A 16774-nucleotide genomic window follows, 5' to 3' on the forward strand; every position below is an offset into this window, starting at 1 on the left:
CTTTATTGCTAGTATCACCTGTCGGAAATACCTTGTATAGCAAAGTAATGATGAAAGTCATCTAAAACTTTGGCAATGCAAAGCCAAACTGTTGACTCGACTGGTTGAGAAATTCTTTGGTCGACCCTTTATAGTCGGAAACCAGCTATACAGGTTTGGGTGGATTCCAGCCCTACCATTCTCCGAACACGTAAAAAAACCCCCCGCAAGCGGGAGGCTTTATATCGTTTGGTGGACTTGCTGGGACTCGAACCCAGAACCTATCGATTAAGAGTCGAGTGCTCTACCAATTGAGCTACAAGTCCATCGACAAAATTTATTATACCACATAATTTTTGCATTTGCAAACACCAATCATCTAATTTTTGATGGAGTAAAAAGGAAAGTTCGATAACGAAGCGTAACCGTTCAGGGCAGTAGTCCTGGACTTTTTTTCGTGTAAACCATTGGATTATGAATAATTTTGCTTTACATTTAAAGGGTGAATACTTGTATTTAGGATGACGCGAGTGTCTAACGGCAAAAATAAAAGCGCCTAGCTTTTTGAATCTATGAGTTTAATAGAAGGAAGAGTGCAATGCTTACAGATTTTCGTTTGACCCTGATTTTTGGATTAACGGCATTCATTCATATGTTTCAGACATTTAACTATTCGGTAAGACTGGCCGGAGTTCGAACACGGCGGGTATCAATGGCCTATTCATTGTTTAGTGTGTTATTCCTTTTAGCGAGTACGGCGAATACTTTTCAGGCGCCACTAATGGCCAAAGGGATAGAGGCCAGCAATCTGCTACTCTCGAACATCAGCAACGATAGTTCCCAGGCATACTTGCTTTTTGTAGAATCCGTCGATAGACAACTCCGATGTATCCTTTTAGGCGCAACAACAGGGACTGTTTGCGGGACTTTATTGATTCCCAGTTTTACACGAATTTTTTCAAAGAGCATTCTATTGCTTGAAAAAGCCGGATCGGTTCCGAAGTTGTTGCTGGCTACGCTCTCCTTTCGCCGGTTTAAGCATTTGCTCGAGGACGTGCAACTCCCAAACGTTGCGGTTATCACTCGAATGAGAGAAGAGCGCACGATTCCTACAAAAACGATCATATTGAATATTATCGTAACAGCGATATTTTCGACGGGAGTTTTATCTGCCATGTACGCTGGGGTGTTGGCGCCTGAGTATCGCCAAACCGCCGGGTATTTGGCGGCAGTCATAAACGGCATGGCGACGATCCTGCTTGCTACGCTCATCGATCCCGTTACAGCAATATATACCGATGAAGCGATCAATGGCAAAAGATCAGAAGAAGAGGTGAAGTCACTTGTCATGTACATGGCATTTAGTCGGATCGCCGGAACCCTTTTTGCGCAATTGCTCCTATTGCCTTCCGCTAAAGTCATTCAGTTCGTTACCCGGGTTATTTAATTGATATTTATACAGAAATTTACGAATCTTTTCTCGTGTTTAATAGGAATTAAAGGGAGTGATCAAAATGAAAAACGTTTTGGGATTGCTATGCATTATTGTTTTTAACGTAGTCACTATAAAGATATTCATGAACATAGTCGACTACTATGTGGATAAACGTTTTAATTCCTCCAAATACAGACGGGTGCTAATCAAACGAAAATGATGCCGTAACTCATCGAGAATGAGAAATTCGTGCGTCAACAGCTCTCGCCGGAAACGCTGGTGACGCCCCGCGGCTTGCTTCTATTGGTCGCCCCGAGGAAAGGCGTTTTTTTGCTATTGGACGGGCGAATGTGAACGATCTCGAATAATTGATAAAGATACCTCGCAAAATATATGGGCAATTATTTGTGTGAAGGACATTACTCGATGAAGAACAAGGTTCGTCGTCCATACGCAACAATAAGCGTTTATGGAGTAAGTTTCTTACGCCACCAGAACCCATACATGGTCGCCTGGTGGTCAGCATCTTTTCCGGGTTTTGGACACTATCTGCTAAACCAATATATAAGGGGAACTCTCTTAACCTTAGCCGAAGTGGGCATAAACAGCGTGACAAATATTAACTTGGCGATTATTTATTCGTTTTGTGGTAAGTTTGAGATGGCAAAATCGGTGCTTCAACCTCGATGGGTAATTGTTTATGTGCTTTTATATTTTTTGATTATTTGGGACTCCTATCGTTCTGCTCTAATTCAAAACAAATTATCTCATTTAGCACAACTTGAAAACGAAAGATTAGCTGCAGTTAACTTTCGACCTTTAGAATTGCAGTATATTGAACCGAAAAAACCTTGGGTGGCTGTTGTATACTCGTTGCTATTTCCAGGATTAGGGCAACTATATAATCATCAGTTCGCGTTAGCTTTCTACGCCATGACGTGGTGGTGGATCTATGTCACATTATCACATGCGCACGAATCATTAATTCTGTTGTTGCTCGGTAACGTTCAAGAATCAATTACGGTGATTCAGCCCTCCTGGTTACTTTTTATGCCATCTGTTTTGGGAGGGTCCGTATATTATGCTTTTATCACAGCGAGGGAACTGAATCGACTTTTCAGAACAGAGCAACGTCAGTTTCTTGCGGAACGCTATCGTAAGTCTGACGTTAGAGTGTTTCCCGAATAGGGGTAGCGAAATTGTTGGTTATTGGAACATTTAAATGCTCATTTGAGCTGGAACAAGCCCTTGGGGAATTGGAACATGACGGAATTTCTCGACAAAAAATACTAATCGTTCAGATGGATGCTGCCCCTAAGAATACTATTGAGTTTTTAGGCGGGCCCCGTGATTTGCATGCCAACGCTATTGAGGTTGGTATGGCATCCGCTACCGCTAGTGCTGTGATCGGAACTGCTGTCGGATTCAGTCTTGAACTGGGGCCCATTCTTTGGGGACTGATTGCCACATTTATAGGTTTTAATGTCGGCTATTGGTTATATCTCTTTATAAAAAAGGGGCTTCACACAAAGCGTGATAACGATCTTCCGGAAGTCATAGTTATTGTACAAACCTCAAGAGAACAGTCGGTACGATTCATTGAAACAATGTGGAAGTATGGCGCGTTAACCGTTGGAAAAGCCTCAGAAGTTAAAAAAGATGCGGTTGCAAATGTCGACACTTAGCTTTTTGTGATCGAAATGTATTTCCAACCATTCGCCGTATGTTTCATTGTGTAAATTTTCCTGTATATCACCATGCTGTTATCCATGTTGTAAAAATCAGCGGTAATCCTTATTGAGTCATTGGATATTTGTTCTACCTTTGAAACCTTTATATTTCTTGCTCCTCCGAATCCTGCAAAAATTTTTGTGACTATTTCATTTTTTGCAGGGTCATAACCGTCAATTTTAGTAGGGTCGAATATAGTTTTTTCAAAGTACCTGTCCAGTACGTTGTGGATCGTGGGCACAGGGATGTGATATTTTCTGTCCTTTCGATCAAAAAACGCATCACCGCTGCTTGTAGATTCGTTTGGACTGTGCCTGGCGAAAAACTCCTGATCAATCGCGTAAATGGCGAATATATATAGCTGCTCTGACGGAATACCTTCTGACTTCGTAAAGATCAGTTCGTTATTCCCGCTAAGACAGATATCGAGAGCCTCAATATATCTGGAAACAAACGGAGTGTCTATAGCGTTTACCAAGTTGGAAGCAATTCTAGCCTTACTTTGAACTGCATTATTGGGCAATGTGGTCGGTGTCTGTGTATCATTTTTAGCGGTTGGGATTGGGTTCGGGTTCGGGGATTCGATAGTTGAGATCGTACCACAGCCGCTTAATGTAAAAATCGACATTAATGCGAAGAAGAGAATGATTATAGTTTGTTTCACATTACATGCCTCCAGAGTAGCGATACAGGGAGGAAGTTCTGTAGGAATTTGTCTTTTTCCTTCCTCAATCTCCACGTTAAAGACAATAATGTCGACAATAAAGAGCAATAGATGAAATCTGTTCTTTACAGAAAATTATGGGTTCCTCATAATGGATATAGATTTGAAGCTACAAGTTGCTTTTATGATCATGTATGCAGTTGATTTTCAATAGGATCTCCTTGAGGGACCTGCGAGCGGAAGGTACCCTGCGTTGTGTCTTAACTCGGCGATTTGACATTCCGCATCCGATAATTGTGGTCATGCGTTTTAGGGGGAGATTGATTGGTTAATAAGTCAAATGTCTTCTTAGCGATCGTTATTGCTTTGATATTAACGTCTTGTCAGAACGGAAGTTCTGGAAATGTGAACAACAAAGATGGCAATAACATTGTTACACAGCAAAAAAATTTCTATGTAAACCCATATGATGATATTAGGGATGATGATGAAAGATTAATAAAACAAGACCGCTCCCATTCTGAGTATTGCAATGAAGAATTAAACGTGTTAAAAATTGAGTTTTTAGGTGAGGTAGAAGGTTATAGAGTATATAACGCTCCATTGAAAGGTCCTAATTCTAAGCTTAATGTACTCGCAATAAAGAACGGAAAGGCGTATAACCTTTACAAGTTAGTACATGAAACATCTATCAGTATAGAAAAATTAAATGAGATATTGCCAAATGAGTTCCGCATAGGTGATCCCATAAACAGAGTTATCTAACAATTGATGCAATTCAAGTACGAAGACCACCTGATCGATTAAAAATCGATCAGGTGGTCTTTTTATGCAAAATTTCCCCTGAAAGACACGACCCCCACAAAACGAAGGGATAGAACGAAAGCTTTGGCATGAGAATGTTGTCCGCTTCCGGATCCGTGATTGCCGTTTTTTCGTCAACCATCCAACACCATGACCAAACGACAACGAAAGGCGGAAGCAATGAAACAAACGACTTATGCCAAAATGCTGCTGTCTACGCTGGCTATCGTTGGAACCATGATGCTGCCGGGGATCGCTCACGCTTATTCCACTTCCTACACAGTGAAAGGCGGCGACGTTCTATGGAACATCGGAAATAAATGGGGAGTAACCGTTCAGCAGATCATGAGTCAAAACAACTTTACCTTTGATGTAGTGTATCCCGGCCAGGTGATTCAAATCCCGATCACCCAATACACTGTTGTTTCAGGAGATACCTTTTATAAGATTTCGCAAAAAACACGTGTTCCTCTTGATCAACTGATCGCGGCGAATCTTCAGGTCAAGAATCCGGCGAACCTGCTCCCCGGTCAAGTGCTGAAAGTGCCGGTTGTGCCTCCGCCGAAGTTGTCTGCCAGCCAAACAGCCGATAATGTCATCGCTACGGCAAAAAAATATCTTGGGACCCGCTATGTTTATGGGGCAAGGCCCTGGGATACGACGGCTTTTGATTGCTCCAGTTATACGCAGTATGTCTTCGGTGTCAACAACATCCAGCTTCGCCGGGTCGCCTCTGATCAGGCCATGCAGGGAACGGCCGTTTCTCGGGATCAACTCCGCAAGGGCGATCTGCTATTCTTTTGGAATGACAGCACGAAGAACCTTCCGGGGATCGAACGAATCGGTCACGTCGGCATTTATATCGGCAATCGCGATTTTATTGAAGCGGCCGGAACAGGGGTCGGAGTCGTCATCCGGAGCATTGATAATCCCTATTACGTAAAAACGTACGTTACGGCCCGGCGCGTCATTCAGTAGTTTTTTTGAAGCAGCGAGAAAGGCCGCTATGGGCCGAGCTTGCTCGGCCCATAGCGGCCTTTTACGAAAAATGTATCGCACGATCATGTAGCCGGTTTGGATGTTTAAGATTTAAAAGAAGATCCATTTTTTCACCTGATCGCCAGGCTTTAAAATAACCATCTTGGCGCAGGTTCTGTGATACCGGCGATGGTTTAACCAGTAAACAAAGGCATCTCCTCTGTAATGGACGCCGTATTTTTCGCCATCTCGATATAACCAATAGGGATGATCAATGGCGCTGTCGTACAACCAATCTAAAAACTCTTCCCGTAATTTTTTAATGTTTCTTCCCACCTTGGCAGGGCAAGATATATATTCTTTGTCAATGCATAGTCTCACTTCAATGATCAATGCTCCCGCAACCTTTCTGACTGAGTTGAACCCTAATGTTGATGTCACAACAGGGCATCCTTCACCGTAAAGACGGCAAAAATTGCTTTTCAATCCACTCGCGATCATAATCTAAAACCCATTCGTTATACCGTTCAAAAGCGGCCCTTAATGGATCGGCAGACATGGAAATAGCGTCAAGTCCGCGTCAACACTATCTTCAGGATTGAAGTCAGGATGCGCTACGGTACGACAAGATAGTCTTTTTAGCAATTGTCGGTTTTTCAAGTAACGCTGAAAGAAATTTAGTTTTTTTCGCTTATTAGGTAAAGTCCTTCTATATTCTGAGTTAATTAATATTAATATTAGATCATCAGTTGGCGCGTGCAATTCTTTAAACAACTGAATGGAGCGAGCATAGGCGCCTTGCAAATATATTTTTAAATCATCTCCCTCATACGTATCGTCTCCGACCTCAAATCGAATCCGATAAAGGGAACGATCGAAGTAATATTGAAAGAAATCGAACGTAGGAAAGTGGTTAGACAGGTATTCGTCTAAGCGATTGCCCATATTATCTCTCCTTTTTCCATAGCACTCACTTGTAAATAAAGCGAAATCCCTCTTTTACGATATAGATTCGAATTTTCTATCTTCGTCCCATTGAATTTAGAGGTTCCCAGGATTTTTCATTTCTAATCATATTATGGATCTTTGGCTGTGGTCAATCATTTTTCCTATCAGGTGATTTGCATAATTAGTTAATACTACCATTGCGCGGGTTGTTCAAAAGTTATACAATATGTTTAGGATATTTCTAAGGGGAGAAGTGGGGCTGTTTTAAACGGTTATCACGGACGTAAGCCTAAACAGAATCAACCTCAATGGACCTGTTAAAGCATTGGTGTCGGTAACCTTTGATGATGCATTTGCTGTTCATGAGATTAAAGTGGTTGAAGGAAAAAAGGGTTTATTTATTGCCATGCCGAGCCAGGTATCACCGGAGGGGATTTATCAAGATATTGTGCATCCCATTTCGCAAGAGGCGCGGGATAGTCTGTCCAAAGCCGTATTTGATGCCTTTCATTTATTTATCATCGAATCCAAGGGCAACAAGGAATGCTAGGGCTCTGCCTACCTTGAAAAAAGATTCCTCCACCAAAATGGGTCATTCATCTCTTCCCGACTGCTTGTTCAATCAGGGTAGAAAATCAGAGCGACACGTTGTGATGCATTGAGCGCAGCGTAGTCGCTTTTTTATTTGTGAGGGAGACACCACCGGGATTCGCTTAAGTCACCAAGAAAGTCCTATCTTTGTGCTGTATTACGCATAGGATTCTCTTCTGCCGGTACGAAATGTTCAAAAACCATGTCCCTTTCCTACATGGGTACATGGTTTGCGAGACGAAATTGATCGCGAGGGAGAGAACGCGAATGCATGATACACAAGGAACCTACCGCCAGTCTGCCAGCGCCTCCGACTGGTTTAATTATGCCAGCCGTTACGTAGGTTGCAACCATCAGATCCATTGCCTATTGCAGTTTGAGCGGCATCTTGATGAAGGGCTCCTGCGCCAAGCTGCGCGGTCGCTGGTCGAGGCTGAACCGGTGCTCGGTTGTCGCTTCGTCGAGGATTTTCGAGGTCCCTACTGGGAGCAGCGCGATGATTTGGATGAGATCGAGTTCTGCGCCGTTGAAGAGACGCGTCATGTCGAACGGTCGCTCCATGCCTATGTCAACCGGCCAGTTGACTCCTACCGGGATCCGCAGTTGCAGATGCGGATTTTTCGCACCCCCTCAGAGGATCTGTTGTGCATAAAAATGACCATGCCAGCAGCGACGCCGGCGGGCTGAAACACTGTCTCGGTCTGCTCGCGTCTATGTACAGTCGCCTCTGCGCCGAGCCTGCCACCCCGATTACGAGCAGGGCAGGAGGGAGGCGCGATGGCAGCCAGGTGATCGAGCGACTCCGAATCGAAGACGTGAGAACCGCCTGGGACGGCGGAAGCGGCGAGAAGGCGGCGCGTTCGGTGCCCTTTCCTTTTTTGGAGCTTCCCTGCCTGCAACCGGATTTCGCGATAGAACGGCTGGAACCGGAGAGCTATGCCAGACTTGTCGCCTATGCCCGCCGAAGGGACGTGACCATGAATGATATTCTCTTGACGGCCTTTTACCGCGCCCTTTTGCTTGGAGCAAATCCGCGCCTGGCACAGCCTGCGTTGTTGACGGAACACGTTCCGGTTCAGGTTACCGTCGATCTCCGCCGCTACTTGCCCGGAAGACGCGCTGAGTCGATCTGCAACCTTTCCGGCATAGTCACACCATTGATTAAGCCTGTGCTTGATGAACCTTTTGAGGGCACATTGTCGAGAGTATCGGCGGCAATGAAAAAACACAAGGCCCATAGTCCCGGATTCAAAACGACCCTGCTCCTGGAACTCTATTCCCGGATCGGCTACAGCGCTTTTCTCGATTGGCTTGTCGGGAATTGGCGGCAGTCAATGAAGCACCGATCATCTCCGCCCCTGTTTTCCAATATCGGTATGATCAGTGAGGGCAAAATCGCCTTCGGCCCTTGCTTGGCCATCGACGGGTACATGATCGGACCGGCTATGCAGGCGCCGTCCTCCCTGATCGCCATCAGCACCTACAATCAACGACTCACCCTCGCCATGGCCTTCTATAAGCCGGCTGTGCCCGTGAGCAAGGTAACGGCGTTTCTGAAATGTATGATCCGAGAGATGCATACCTGTATTTGAAAACATGGGAGGAAAGAATCCCAGGCAGTTCAGCCTCTGCGGTTGGACTGCCCTATCTTTTTTTTAGGACCATTGACCATGACGAAAGTCCTAAATTTTTCGTAAAATATAGGACAAAAGCCTCTTGAAAAGCAGGGAAATGAGAACATTCGTCGAAAAGTGTAATTAATTGTAAGAGGTGTATTGTCAGCGAAAATGAAGGCAGGTGTGTGGATGTTCGACTTCAAGGAACAGGGGAAACGTTGTGTTCACGAACTCGTGGAAAAAATACAGTTAACAGAGACAGGTTCCGAGGCGCGACACCTTCTCGAAGTTGAGGGGCAAAACTACACGGTGGGAGATTTTTTGGAAGCAATGAATGCCTTTTATGGTTACGGAAGCGAGAAGATTCAATGAGCAATTTTTTCAAAAGCACTGATTTGTCCAGTGACTCGAATCAATTAATTCTTGTAATCGACGATAAAGATGCGGAAGTGACTCCCCAATTCGTCAAGGCCTTAAGTCAGGACATGGTAGACACCATCGCCAAGCACATCGAAATCGACCGTTCAAAGGTTAAGATCAATTTGAGCGCCGAAAAGAATATAAAAAAGATCGTTATCTACATCCCTATAGTGAATATTCCTCGTGGGAGATAAAAATTATTCATGGAGACACTCCTATAAGGGAATAACGGTGAGTTTCCGCTGAAGCGACACGCGATGATGGGTACATGCATCGCGTGTCGTTTTTTTTTTCCGTTGAGGTGTTTAACTCTCGATAAGGAGGTTTGTCTCTGATATGTACTAAAAATCACAAGAACGAATTATAGTTGAGCAAAGATATAGAATCGGATTGAAAGCAGGTGATACAGGTGCCTTTAGAAGTAAAGCAAAATCAAGACGCTATGCGTGTATTGTTCGAAAAATTATGTATGATCGGTACCGGTGGAGAAACACGTCTTTTGCTTGAACTTGAGGGCAAGAAGTATACAGTCGATGATTTCCTGGAGAACATGAATGTCGATTATGAAAGAACAGGAAACCCATCAGGACAATCTTGAAGAGAACCTTGTTCGTAAACCTAGCAGGTCGACTTGTTGATAGATGGCGTTTCGAGAAACTGGCAACAAGTTCCTGAATCAAGGTGCTGTTCATGCCCAAAGGATGATCATCATTGTCGAACAAGCCCTGACAGGAGGTAATCTTATGTCCTTTCTTGAGTGGGATCCGAAATACAGTGTGAACGTTCCCCAGTTGGATAAAGAACATCAGACATTACTGGTAATGGTGAACGAATTACATAGCGCGATGAAGATTGGAAAAGGCAAAGAGATCACAGAGAAACTGATCAATCAGTGTGTAAATTATGCACAACAACATTTTCAAAACGAAGAAAAGTTCATGCTGCAATGTAAATATGCGGATTTTGATGAGCATAAAAAGCAACACCAATTATTTGTTGAGAGAGTAACCGAATTAAAGAAAGAGTTAACGAAAAATAACTTCGTCCTGTCTTCGAGTATGCTTCAATTCTTGAAGAGTTGGTTTATCAACCATGTTGTCATGGTGGATAAAAAATACTCGGTGACAATTAATGGATGCAAGATATCATAATGTTACGAAAGAATCGGAAATAAGTTTCTAGTCAAGATGGATGCAGGATTTACAATCATTGGAATTATACAAACATGGACGTCAAAAAAACAAAGGAGGATGCGCATCATGGCCTTTTTTTCATGGGATACAAAGTACAGTGTAAATGTTCCCGATCTTGACAAGGAGCACAAGATCTTATTAGAAATGTTGAATGAACTTCATGACGCCATGAAGCAAGGGAAGGGCAAGGAGAATATTGAGCGATTAGTCAATAATTCCGCCTCCTACGCGAAATCTCACCTGTCACATGAAGAAAGGCTCATGGAACAATGCGGTTATCCCGGATTCCAGGAACATAAAAAGCAGCATGAATTCTTCGTCCAAAAAGTCAACGAATTCAAGAATGATGTGAATCAAAATAATTACAAGCTATCTTCAGAATTATTGAAATTCTTGAAAGATTGGTTTGTCAACCACATCACGATGGTCGATTCCAAATACTCTACATCAATCAACAATTGCAAGGTGAAGTAGTACCTGACTAACTATAAAATCGAAAGGAAACACCGCCTTCACTCCATAAGATGATGAAAGCGGTGTTTCTCTTTTCAGAGGCAACCCTATCGTTGCGCCATTCCTGTCAGACTAATGTCGATTATAGCATAGACGAGCGAATCATGGCGGATTTCCCCAGTCGTTTACAGAAACCAGGGGTTACGCTATGATGGATATACATTGAAGTATAGGAGCGAGCGTTCTTGAGCAGCGATCTGGAGGAAAACAATATCATTGAGAAAAAGGGATGGAAAACGTGGGGCGCCGCCGGAGGAATCGCCGGCGCACTGTGGGTTGCCCTCAAATTCGCCGGCAAATGGTTGCTGTTGTTGGGCAAACCGCTATTGACCTTTCTGAAAGTGTCCAAATTTGCAGGAACCTTCATCTCCATGATCGCGACGATCGCCATATATGCCATGGTTTATGGATGGAAGTTTGCCATTGGATTGGTGTTGTTGATCGCGATTCATGAGATGGGTCATGTGATGGGCGCCCGGGCGGTAGGGATGCCTACTTCGATGCCCATGTTCATCCCCTTCGTCGGCGCTTTTGTTCAGATGAAAAGGGAGAGCCGATCGCCTGTGGAAGAGTATGTCTTGGCGACCGGGGGTCCTTTATTCGGGATCCTCGCCGGCATCGCTTGCCTGGCGCTGTACGGACTGACCGATTGGATGTTATGGATGGTCTTGGCCAATGTCAGCTTTACCATCAACCTCTTTAATTTGATCCCCTTTGGATCGCTCGATGGCGGGCGAATGACCTCGACCCTCGGGAAATGGCCCTGGATCGTGGGCGCCATCGTGTTTGGTCTCTTTACGGCGGTTACCATGAATCCGATGATGTTGCTCTTTTTCTTGTTGGGCATGATGCAGGTGGTTCGCGCCTTTCGAAATCCCGACGCTCTTGCAGCGGTGCAAGCGACCGGTTCGATGCGGTGGATCTATGGTGGAGTTTATTTGCTGATGGTCACCCTTTGCGGTTGGCTTACAGCCTACTCCCATCAACAACTTCCTCCGGTTTGGAATTATCAGCTTCTTTAATCGGCAGGAAAGGGCCGGAACGATTGAGGAGAATTAGTGAAAAAAAGATAAGTAACAAACAGTAATTTTGTCACTGTTAGGCGAAATTACTGTTTGTTTTAAGTCGTTTTTTATTACAAACCAATGAGATGATCATTGGTATTGCAAGCGGTAAAAGGAATAATAAATTATAAAAGAAGGAAAATGTAAACATACATCGAATATTGCAGGTATGAATTTATTAACTTGTGATAACGTATACGCTCGCTCAGGTTCTGACAGCAAAGGAGAGGCATCATTGTGTTAAAAGACCTGAAAATCGGAACTCGAATCATCATCATGATTGCGGTTCTGCTGTTTGCCATGTCCATACTTGGTTTTGTCGGGTTAACGGTTTTCCAAGAGTCCCATGCCCTAAGCGGTCGCACCTTGCAATCTTCGAACGATTTGATGCAGATGGTGGACAGTTCGAGAAAGGCGCAGGTCCTATTTAAAAAACAGGTGCAAGAGTGGAAAAACATCCTGCTCCGTGGTCATGATCCCATCGCCTTTGAAAAATACATAAACAACTTTCAAAAAGAAGAAAAAGAAACTGACGATGAGTTGCAGCGTCTGAAGACAATGATGACCCGCTACGGAATCGATACAGCCAAAGTGGATCAGGCCGTTTCGACCCACAAGCAGTTGGGCCTTCAATACCGGGAGGCGTTGCAAAGTTTTGATAAAAACAATCCCCAGAGCATGCGGATGATCGACACAAAGGTAAATGGGGTTGATCGAGGCCCTACCGATGATATCGATGCCATCGTTAAACAAATTGAAGATTTCTCGTCACAGCAGTTTGCGACCATTCAAAGCAAATCCGATGAGGAATTGCTTCGTTTTCAACGAACGATCGTCACAACCTTGGCTTTCAGCCTAATGGGGGGCCTGCTGATTGGCTGGTTTTTTGTCCGCCAGATCACCCGTCCCTTAAAGGTCTTAAAAGAGCGAATTGAAGGCATCGCAGAATCGGACGGGGACTTGACACAGCAAATCGATATCGTGAGCAGAGATGAGATCGGGTTGACAGCGACGAAGTTCAACCTGCTTTTGCAAAAGACTAGAAACACCATCGCCAGCGCCGCTTCCGGCGCAACAACACTCAATAAAGAAGCCCGGGAACTCGCTTCAGTGACGGCAGAGGTTCATCAGACATCCGAACAGATCGCCCAGGCTGTGGAATCGTTAGCCTGTGGCAATCAGGACATCGCCGATGAGATCAACCAGATCCAGGTGTCTCTCCATAGCATTAACGGCGATGCGCAAACAACCGCCGACGGCGTCAATCGCATCTTACAGGAGTTTACACAGGTCAGCCGCACCTTGGATGATGGACAGATGGTGTTGCAGAATCAAAAACGGGAGGTTTCCAACACCATCGGCCTGACGAATGAAGTCACGGAAACAGTGAATCAATTGAAGGAAAAAACGGAAGCCATCGGTCGCATCGCCGGTATCATCCAAAGCATTGCAGCCCAGACAAATCTCCTGGCCTTGAATGCCGCGATCGAAGCGGCGAGAGCAGGTGAACAGGGAAGAGGATTCGCCGTCGTGGCCGAGGAAGTGCGGAAACTAGCCGAGTCTTCCAATCATTCGGCCCAAGAGGTATTGATGCAGATCACAGCGATGGAGGAAGCCGTCGGTCGAACGACGGCCAGCATCACCGATGCAAACCGGGGGATTCGTGAGCAGGCCCGCGTGGCCGAACAAACGGAACAGTCTTTTGAAGGCATTACGGAGAAAGTCAATCTTGTCATGAAGGATACACAGGAAACAGGACAGCGCATGTTGCAGGTTATCGAACAGGTGGAAGGACTATTTGCTTCCATCAACCGGATCTCTGCCGTTGCCAATGACGCTGCCGCGTCTACGGAGCAGATGACGGCGTCGATTGAGGAACAGACGGCTGTCTTTGAAAAGGTCTCCCTCATGGCCGACGAGTTTCGCGCGTTGGCGGAGAATTTACAGGTTACAGTCAACCGCTTCCGGTACTGAGCGCATCGAATACGAGGCAGTTCGACCTGCTGTGGTGGAACTGCCTTTTTTTCTTCAATACAGTGTCCAGGGATCCCCTATCATGGATGCGTCTTTTTCTCCATGATCGCAAAAGAATCCCCGATCAGCGCAAGATCGGCTCTGTCGTAATATTTTTAATGTGAAGTAAAATGATTGTAATATCTTTTGCGTGAGGGGGTTGCCATATGGTGTTTCAAGAACTCGCCTCTGAGGGAAATAACGTGGGCTTTATGGTGAACCATTTGACTGTTGAGCAGTTTGACCGATATGTAAGGGTCTGGATATGGAAGTGCGATATTACGATGAAAAAAACAATGCCCAGATCAACCTTCACCAAGCGTTTTTATCAGTTATGGAGCAAAGCGAAGAAGATTGACGAAAAAATCTTTGACCAGTTGCTCCATATCATCCGAGGGCTCGCTGCGATCGAAAGCGAACCGAATCCGGTTCATATCGGATAAGCCATAGGCGTAGGCGAAAAAAGAGGCGACACAGGATGGATGTTTATCGATCGTGTGTCGCCTCTTTGGTTTCATTGAGGTTAATGCCGTTATTGGTGCACAACCCTGTCTGCGATTAAAAGCAGACTCATGGGCGAACGACTATGGTGTGTAGAACTGCGTGCCGATGGGTGGATTCAGCGCTGATGTTGTTGCTAACGCAGAACTGGATATTCTTTTTAAAACAATAAAATCCCTTTTCAGCCATTTTTCACAAACAGAGATTAAGATATTGGCGACCATATAGAACAGCATGGTCGAACATGTTAAGATAGTGATTGATGACACAATCATTAAACGTGCTGGGATTGATCAGAAAATATGTATGAAGGGGAATGCCACTATGCGAATGAGTATTCCAAAAAAACTGATCCTGATCGCCATTCCCATCGTCCTGGCTATCGGTTTTTTGCAGGCTTTTTCCTATTGGGTCTTCGGCAATACCGAAAAGATCATTGACAATACGGCGAAAAATGCGCAGATGCTTCAGGCGATCTCCCAAACCCGGTTAGCGCTGGAACAGGTGCTCATGCCGGCCAATGATTACCTGATCACAGGCGACCCGCAGGAGCGCAAACACTTTGCTGACCTTTCGGCGAAACTGGAAGACCAGATCCGTCGATTGGAACAACTGCCCATGGATTCTGAAGAAGGGGCAATTGTTCGCGATATGAAGAACAGTTGGGCCGCAATCAAAGAGAAGTCGAATCAAATCCTGGCGATACAGAATCCGATCGGCAATCAGGCTGGCGCGGAGCTGATGGAGCAGATGGATGCCAAAACCGATGCCGCCACCGAAGATATTGAGAAGTTCCAGATCATCTACCTCGAACGACAAGAAAAACAGTATCAAGATGCAGAAATAGAAAGGCAGAATGTTGAGCGCGGATTTTTGGTCAACAGCGTGGTGGTGCTTCTCCTCATGGTCGGCATTGGTTTGTATGTTCGCGCCAAGGTCGTGGGCCCGCTGCGCGAAATCGTAACCGTCATGAATGACCTCGGGCATTCGAGCGGTGATTTAACACGGCGCATACATATTCAAACAGGTGATGAGATCGAAGCGATTGCCAACGCCACCAATCAACTCCTTGAAAACACACAGACAATGATGCAAAAAATTTCCCATGTGGCTGAAAATTTACAGACTGTCACGGATAGTGTAGCCGGCCACTGCGAACTCGTCGGCTTGTCGAATCAGCAGGTGGCCGCAAGCATCACCGGCGTTGCCGAGGGAACGTCGGTACAGACCCATGAAGCCAATTCCCTCGCAAATCAGGTTGATGTGTTGAACCGAGTCGTCGGCGCCTTACAATCCCTCAGTGGTGTCGTTGCCGAAATGGAAGACACGACGACCCATCAGTTGCATTCCTCAAATCGATTGCTGAAACATGTTGAATCGTCGATGGATGACATTGCACAAAAAAGCAATCAGGCGAAAGCGACGATTTTGGAGCTTGACAGCATGTCTGCCGAGATATCGAAAGTGGTAGAAGTGATCGGCGCCATCGCCAACCAGACCTCATTGCTCTCTCTCAATGCTGCCATCGAAGCCGCTCGTGCCGGCGAGCATGGACAGGGGTTTGCCGTCGTGGCCAATGAGGTGAAGAAATTGGCTGAGCAGAGTCAGGGGTCTGTCGACGAAATCGCCCGGTTGGTCGCCACTGTTCAATCGGAAATTCAGAAAACAGTCAATGAAATCATCAAGAATGCCGATGCGGCCGCCAAAGGGCTTGAACTCTCGGCCAGCATTTCCAGATCGATCGAAGCCGTGGAAGGGAATTTTCGTGAGATTTCCGGCCAACTGGCCTCTGTCCACGATAACGTTCTCAGCCTGGATGCGGTATCGGGGAAAATTATTTCTGTTACCCAGCGAATCTCCCATATCTGCCAAAACAACAGCGCCATGTCAGAGGAAGTGTCGGCGCTGGCGGAGCAACAATCGCTGGAGTTGTCCAATATCCTGGAAGAGACAAGCGGGGTAAAGGAACAAGCCGGCGAACTGCAGAGCTTGGTGCACCGGTTTAGGTACTGATCACCCTTCGCATGACAAACAGGACTTGAAAAAATACGAGCCACTCCTTCCGGAGTGGCTGCAGACATGTCGGCTCGTTTCAATCCAGGCGGCTTTAAATGGTTTTCTTCGGGATGTCTGCGCTGGGAACACTGGTTTTCTTTGTGTCCGAATTCGGCTTGCTTACAGTCTTTCCTGTCGTGACAGTGGTTGGAATTTGGTTCGAATCTCCTTTATCCGTTGACATCCGATCACCATCTCCTTCATTCTTTTTCGGTTCCGCTAATAACATGTCCAATCAAGTCGATGAAAATGTGGCGGAGCGAATGAAC

At 45.4% G+C, this 16774-nt stretch carries 21 protein-coding genes and 1 tRNA gene; 17 read left to right on the forward strand and 5 right to left on the reverse strand.

The window, feature by feature from the left end; translation table 11 throughout:
* Positions 1–229: 229 nt before the first annotated feature.
* A tRNA-Lys gene (locus tag GTO89_RS04615) sits at positions 230–305 on the reverse strand.
* A 272-nt stretch (positions 306–577) separates the two neighbouring features.
* Between GTO89_RS04615 and GTO89_RS04620 the strand changes: the two genes are divergently transcribed.
* The 3 genes from GTO89_RS04620 (at position 578) to GTO89_RS04630 (ending at position 3099) form a co-directional block, all read left to right on the forward strand.
* On the forward strand, positions 578–1426 hold the full coding sequence (locus GTO89_RS04620; protein ID WP_161260894.1) for a lipid II flippase Amj family protein: 849 nt from the start codon (positions 578–580) through the stop codon (positions 1424–1426).
* A 414-nt stretch (positions 1427–1840) separates the two neighbouring features.
* Positions 1841–2602 (forward strand): DUF5683 domain-containing protein, encoded by a 762-nt coding sequence (locus tag GTO89_RS04625; protein WP_161260895.1) that lies wholly within the window; start codon positions 1841–1843, stop codon positions 2600–2602.
* A gap of 14 nt (positions 2603–2616) precedes the next feature.
* Entirely contained in the window at positions 2617–3099 is a 483-nt protein-coding gene (locus GTO89_RS04630; protein WP_161260896.1) for a hypothetical protein, read from the forward strand.
* On the opposite strand, the gene GTO89_RS04635 is transcribed toward GTO89_RS04630, so the two are convergent.
* A complete protein-coding gene (locus GTO89_RS04635) occupies positions 3096–3809 on the reverse strand; it encodes a hypothetical protein (RefSeq protein ID WP_161260897.1) in 714 nt (237 codons plus the stop codon). The two genes, GTO89_RS04630 and GTO89_RS04635, sit on opposite strands and share 4 nt — an antisense overlap.
* A 324-nt stretch (positions 3810–4133) precedes the next feature.
* Here GTO89_RS04635 and GTO89_RS04640 point away from each other — a divergent pair, with 324 nt between their 5' ends.
* Together GTO89_RS04640 and GTO89_RS04645 are read left to right on the forward strand one after the other, a co-directional pair.
* Positions 4134–4574, forward strand: a complete 441-nt coding sequence (locus tag GTO89_RS04640; RefSeq protein ID WP_161260898.1) for a hypothetical protein — start codon at positions 4134–4136, stop codon at positions 4572–4574.
* Positions 4575–4793: 219 nt separating this feature from the next.
* Positions 4794–5591: a C40 family peptidase gene (locus tag GTO89_RS04645; protein ID WP_161260899.1), complete on the forward strand. Its 798-nt coding sequence runs from the start codon at positions 4794–4796 to the stop codon at positions 5589–5591.
* A 111-nt stretch (positions 5592–5702) separates the two neighbouring features.
* Here GTO89_RS04645 and GTO89_RS04650 read toward each other — a convergent pair whose 3' ends face one another.
* Genes GTO89_RS04650 through GTO89_RS17070 form a run of 3 tightly spaced genes read right to left on the reverse strand, consistent with a single transcriptional unit; the run spans position 5703 to position 6536 of the window.
* Entirely contained in the window at positions 5703–6032 is a 330-nt protein-coding gene (locus GTO89_RS04650) for a hypothetical protein (RefSeq protein WP_161260900.1), read from the reverse strand.
* Between the two features lie 13 nt (positions 6033–6045).
* Positions 6046–6150: a DUF3885 domain-containing protein gene (locus GTO89_RS17925; RefSeq protein ID WP_161260901.1), complete on the reverse strand. Its 105-nt coding sequence runs from the start codon at positions 6148–6150 to the stop codon at positions 6046–6048.
* On the reverse strand, positions 6132–6536 hold the full coding sequence (locus GTO89_RS17070; RefSeq protein WP_170294370.1) for a DUF3885 domain-containing protein: 405 nt from the start codon (positions 6534–6536) through the stop codon (positions 6132–6134). Before GTO89_RS17070 ends, GTO89_RS17925 begins: the two co-directional genes overlap by 19 nt.
* Before the next feature lie 277 nt (positions 6537–6813).
* Between GTO89_RS17070 and GTO89_RS04660 the strand changes: the two genes are divergently transcribed.
* The 12 genes from GTO89_RS04660 to GTO89_RS04715 all read left to right on the forward strand — a co-directional run bounded on the left by GTO89_RS04660 (position 6814) and on the right by GTO89_RS04715 (position 16463).
* A complete protein-coding gene (locus tag GTO89_RS04660; protein WP_161261025.1) occupies positions 6814–7089 on the forward strand; it encodes a SpoVG family protein in 276 nt (91 codons plus the stop codon).
* A gap of 308 nt (positions 7090–7397) precedes the next feature.
* Positions 7398–7817: a hypothetical protein gene (locus GTO89_RS04665; RefSeq protein ID WP_161260902.1), complete on the forward strand. Its 420-nt coding sequence runs from the start codon at positions 7398–7400 to the stop codon at positions 7815–7817.
* A complete protein-coding gene (locus GTO89_RS04670) occupies positions 7775–8722 on the forward strand; it encodes a hypothetical protein (protein ID WP_161260903.1) in 948 nt (315 codons plus the stop codon). The genes GTO89_RS04665 and GTO89_RS04670 overlap by 43 nt, the downstream gene beginning before the upstream one ends.
* Positions 8723–8935: 213 nt before the next feature.
* A complete protein-coding gene (locus GTO89_RS04675; protein WP_161260904.1) occupies positions 8936–9118 on the forward strand; it encodes a hypothetical protein in 183 nt (60 codons plus the stop codon).
* The gene (locus GTO89_RS17930; RefSeq protein WP_161260905.1) at positions 9115–9360 is read left to right on the forward strand and encodes a cell division topological specificity factor MinE; all 246 of its coding nucleotides are present in this window, start codon (positions 9115–9117) and stop codon (positions 9358–9360) included. The genes GTO89_RS04675 and GTO89_RS17930 overlap by 4 nt, the downstream gene beginning before the upstream one ends.
* Positions 9361–9575: 215 nt before the next feature.
* Complete coding sequence (locus GTO89_RS04685) at positions 9576–9764, forward strand: hypothetical protein (RefSeq protein ID WP_161260906.1); 189 nt, start codon at positions 9576–9578, stop codon at positions 9762–9764.
* A gap of 43 nt (positions 9765–9807) precedes the next feature.
* Entirely contained in the window at positions 9808–10317 is a 510-nt protein-coding gene (locus tag GTO89_RS04690) for a bacteriohemerythrin (RefSeq protein WP_161260907.1), read from the forward strand.
* Positions 10318–10425: 108 nt separating this feature from the next.
* Positions 10426–10833, forward strand: coding sequence for a bacteriohemerythrin (locus GTO89_RS04695; RefSeq protein WP_161260908.1), 408 nt, complete (start codon positions 10426–10428; stop codon positions 10831–10833).
* 224 nt (positions 10834–11057) lie between these two features.
* Positions 11058–11894, forward strand: coding sequence for a site-2 protease family protein (locus tag GTO89_RS04700; RefSeq protein ID WP_161260909.1), 837 nt, complete (start codon positions 11058–11060; stop codon positions 11892–11894).
* Positions 11895–12173: 279 nt separating this feature from the next.
* Positions 12174–13910 (forward strand): methyl-accepting chemotaxis protein, encoded by a 1737-nt coding sequence (locus GTO89_RS17780; protein ID WP_161260910.1) that lies wholly within the window; start codon positions 12174–12176, stop codon positions 13908–13910.
* 206 nt (positions 13911–14116) lie between these two features.
* On the forward strand, positions 14117–14392 hold the full coding sequence (locus GTO89_RS04710; RefSeq protein ID WP_161260911.1) for a hypothetical protein: 276 nt from the start codon (positions 14117–14119) through the stop codon (positions 14390–14392).
* Between the two features lie 292 nt (positions 14393–14684).
* Positions 14685–16463, forward strand: coding sequence for a methyl-accepting chemotaxis protein (locus GTO89_RS04715; protein ID WP_161260912.1), 1779 nt, complete (start codon positions 14685–14687; stop codon positions 16461–16463).
* Positions 16464–16774: the final 311 nt, after the last annotated feature.

The sequence above is a fragment of the Heliomicrobium gestii genome, assembly GCF_009877435.1.
Taxonomy (GTDB): Bacteria; Bacillota; Desulfitobacteriia; order Heliobacteriales; family Heliobacteriaceae; genus Heliomicrobium; species Heliomicrobium gestii.

Bases quoted from the DNA above. Each gene is read 5' to 3' on its own strand.
- GTO89_RS04620 (WP_161260894.1), top strand. From the start codon at position 578: ATGCTTACAGATTTTCGTTTGACCCTGATTTTTGGATTAACGGCATTC.
- GTO89_RS04625 (WP_161260895.1), top strand. From the start codon at position 1,841: ATGAAGAACAAGGTTCGTCGTCCATACGCAACAATAAGCGTTTATGGA.
- GTO89_RS04645 (WP_161260899.1), top strand. From the start codon at position 4,794: ATGAAACAAACGACTTATGCCAAAATGCTGCTGTCTACGCTGGCTATC.
- GTO89_RS17925 (WP_161260901.1), bottom strand. From the start codon at position 6,150: ATGTCTGCCGATCCATTAAGGGCCGCTTTTGAACGGTATAACGAATGG.
- GTO89_RS17070 (WP_170294370.1), bottom strand. From the start codon at position 6,536: ATGGGCAATCGCTTAGACGAATACCTGTCTAACCACTTTCCTACGTTC.
- GTO89_RS04665 (WP_161260902.1), top strand. From the start codon at position 7,398: ATGCATGATACACAAGGAACCTACCGCCAGTCTGCCAGCGCCTCCGAC.
- GTO89_RS04675 (WP_161260904.1), top strand. From the start codon at position 8,936: ATGTTCGACTTCAAGGAACAGGGGAAACGTTGTGTTCACGAACTCGTG.
- GTO89_RS17930 (WP_161260905.1), top strand. From the start codon at position 9,115: ATGAGCAATTTTTTCAAAAGCACTGATTTGTCCAGTGACTCGAATCAA.
- GTO89_RS04690 (WP_161260907.1), top strand. From the start codon at position 9,808: ATGGCGTTTCGAGAAACTGGCAACAAGTTCCTGAATCAAGGTGCTGTT.
- GTO89_RS04695 (WP_161260908.1), top strand. From the start codon at position 10,426: ATGGCCTTTTTTTCATGGGATACAAAGTACAGTGTAAATGTTCCCGAT.
- GTO89_RS04710 (WP_161260911.1), top strand. From the start codon at position 14,117: ATGGTGTTTCAAGAACTCGCCTCTGAGGGAAATAACGTGGGCTTTATG.
- GTO89_RS04715 (WP_161260912.1), top strand. From the start codon at position 14,685: ATGGTCGAACATGTTAAGATAGTGATTGATGACACAATCATTAAACGT.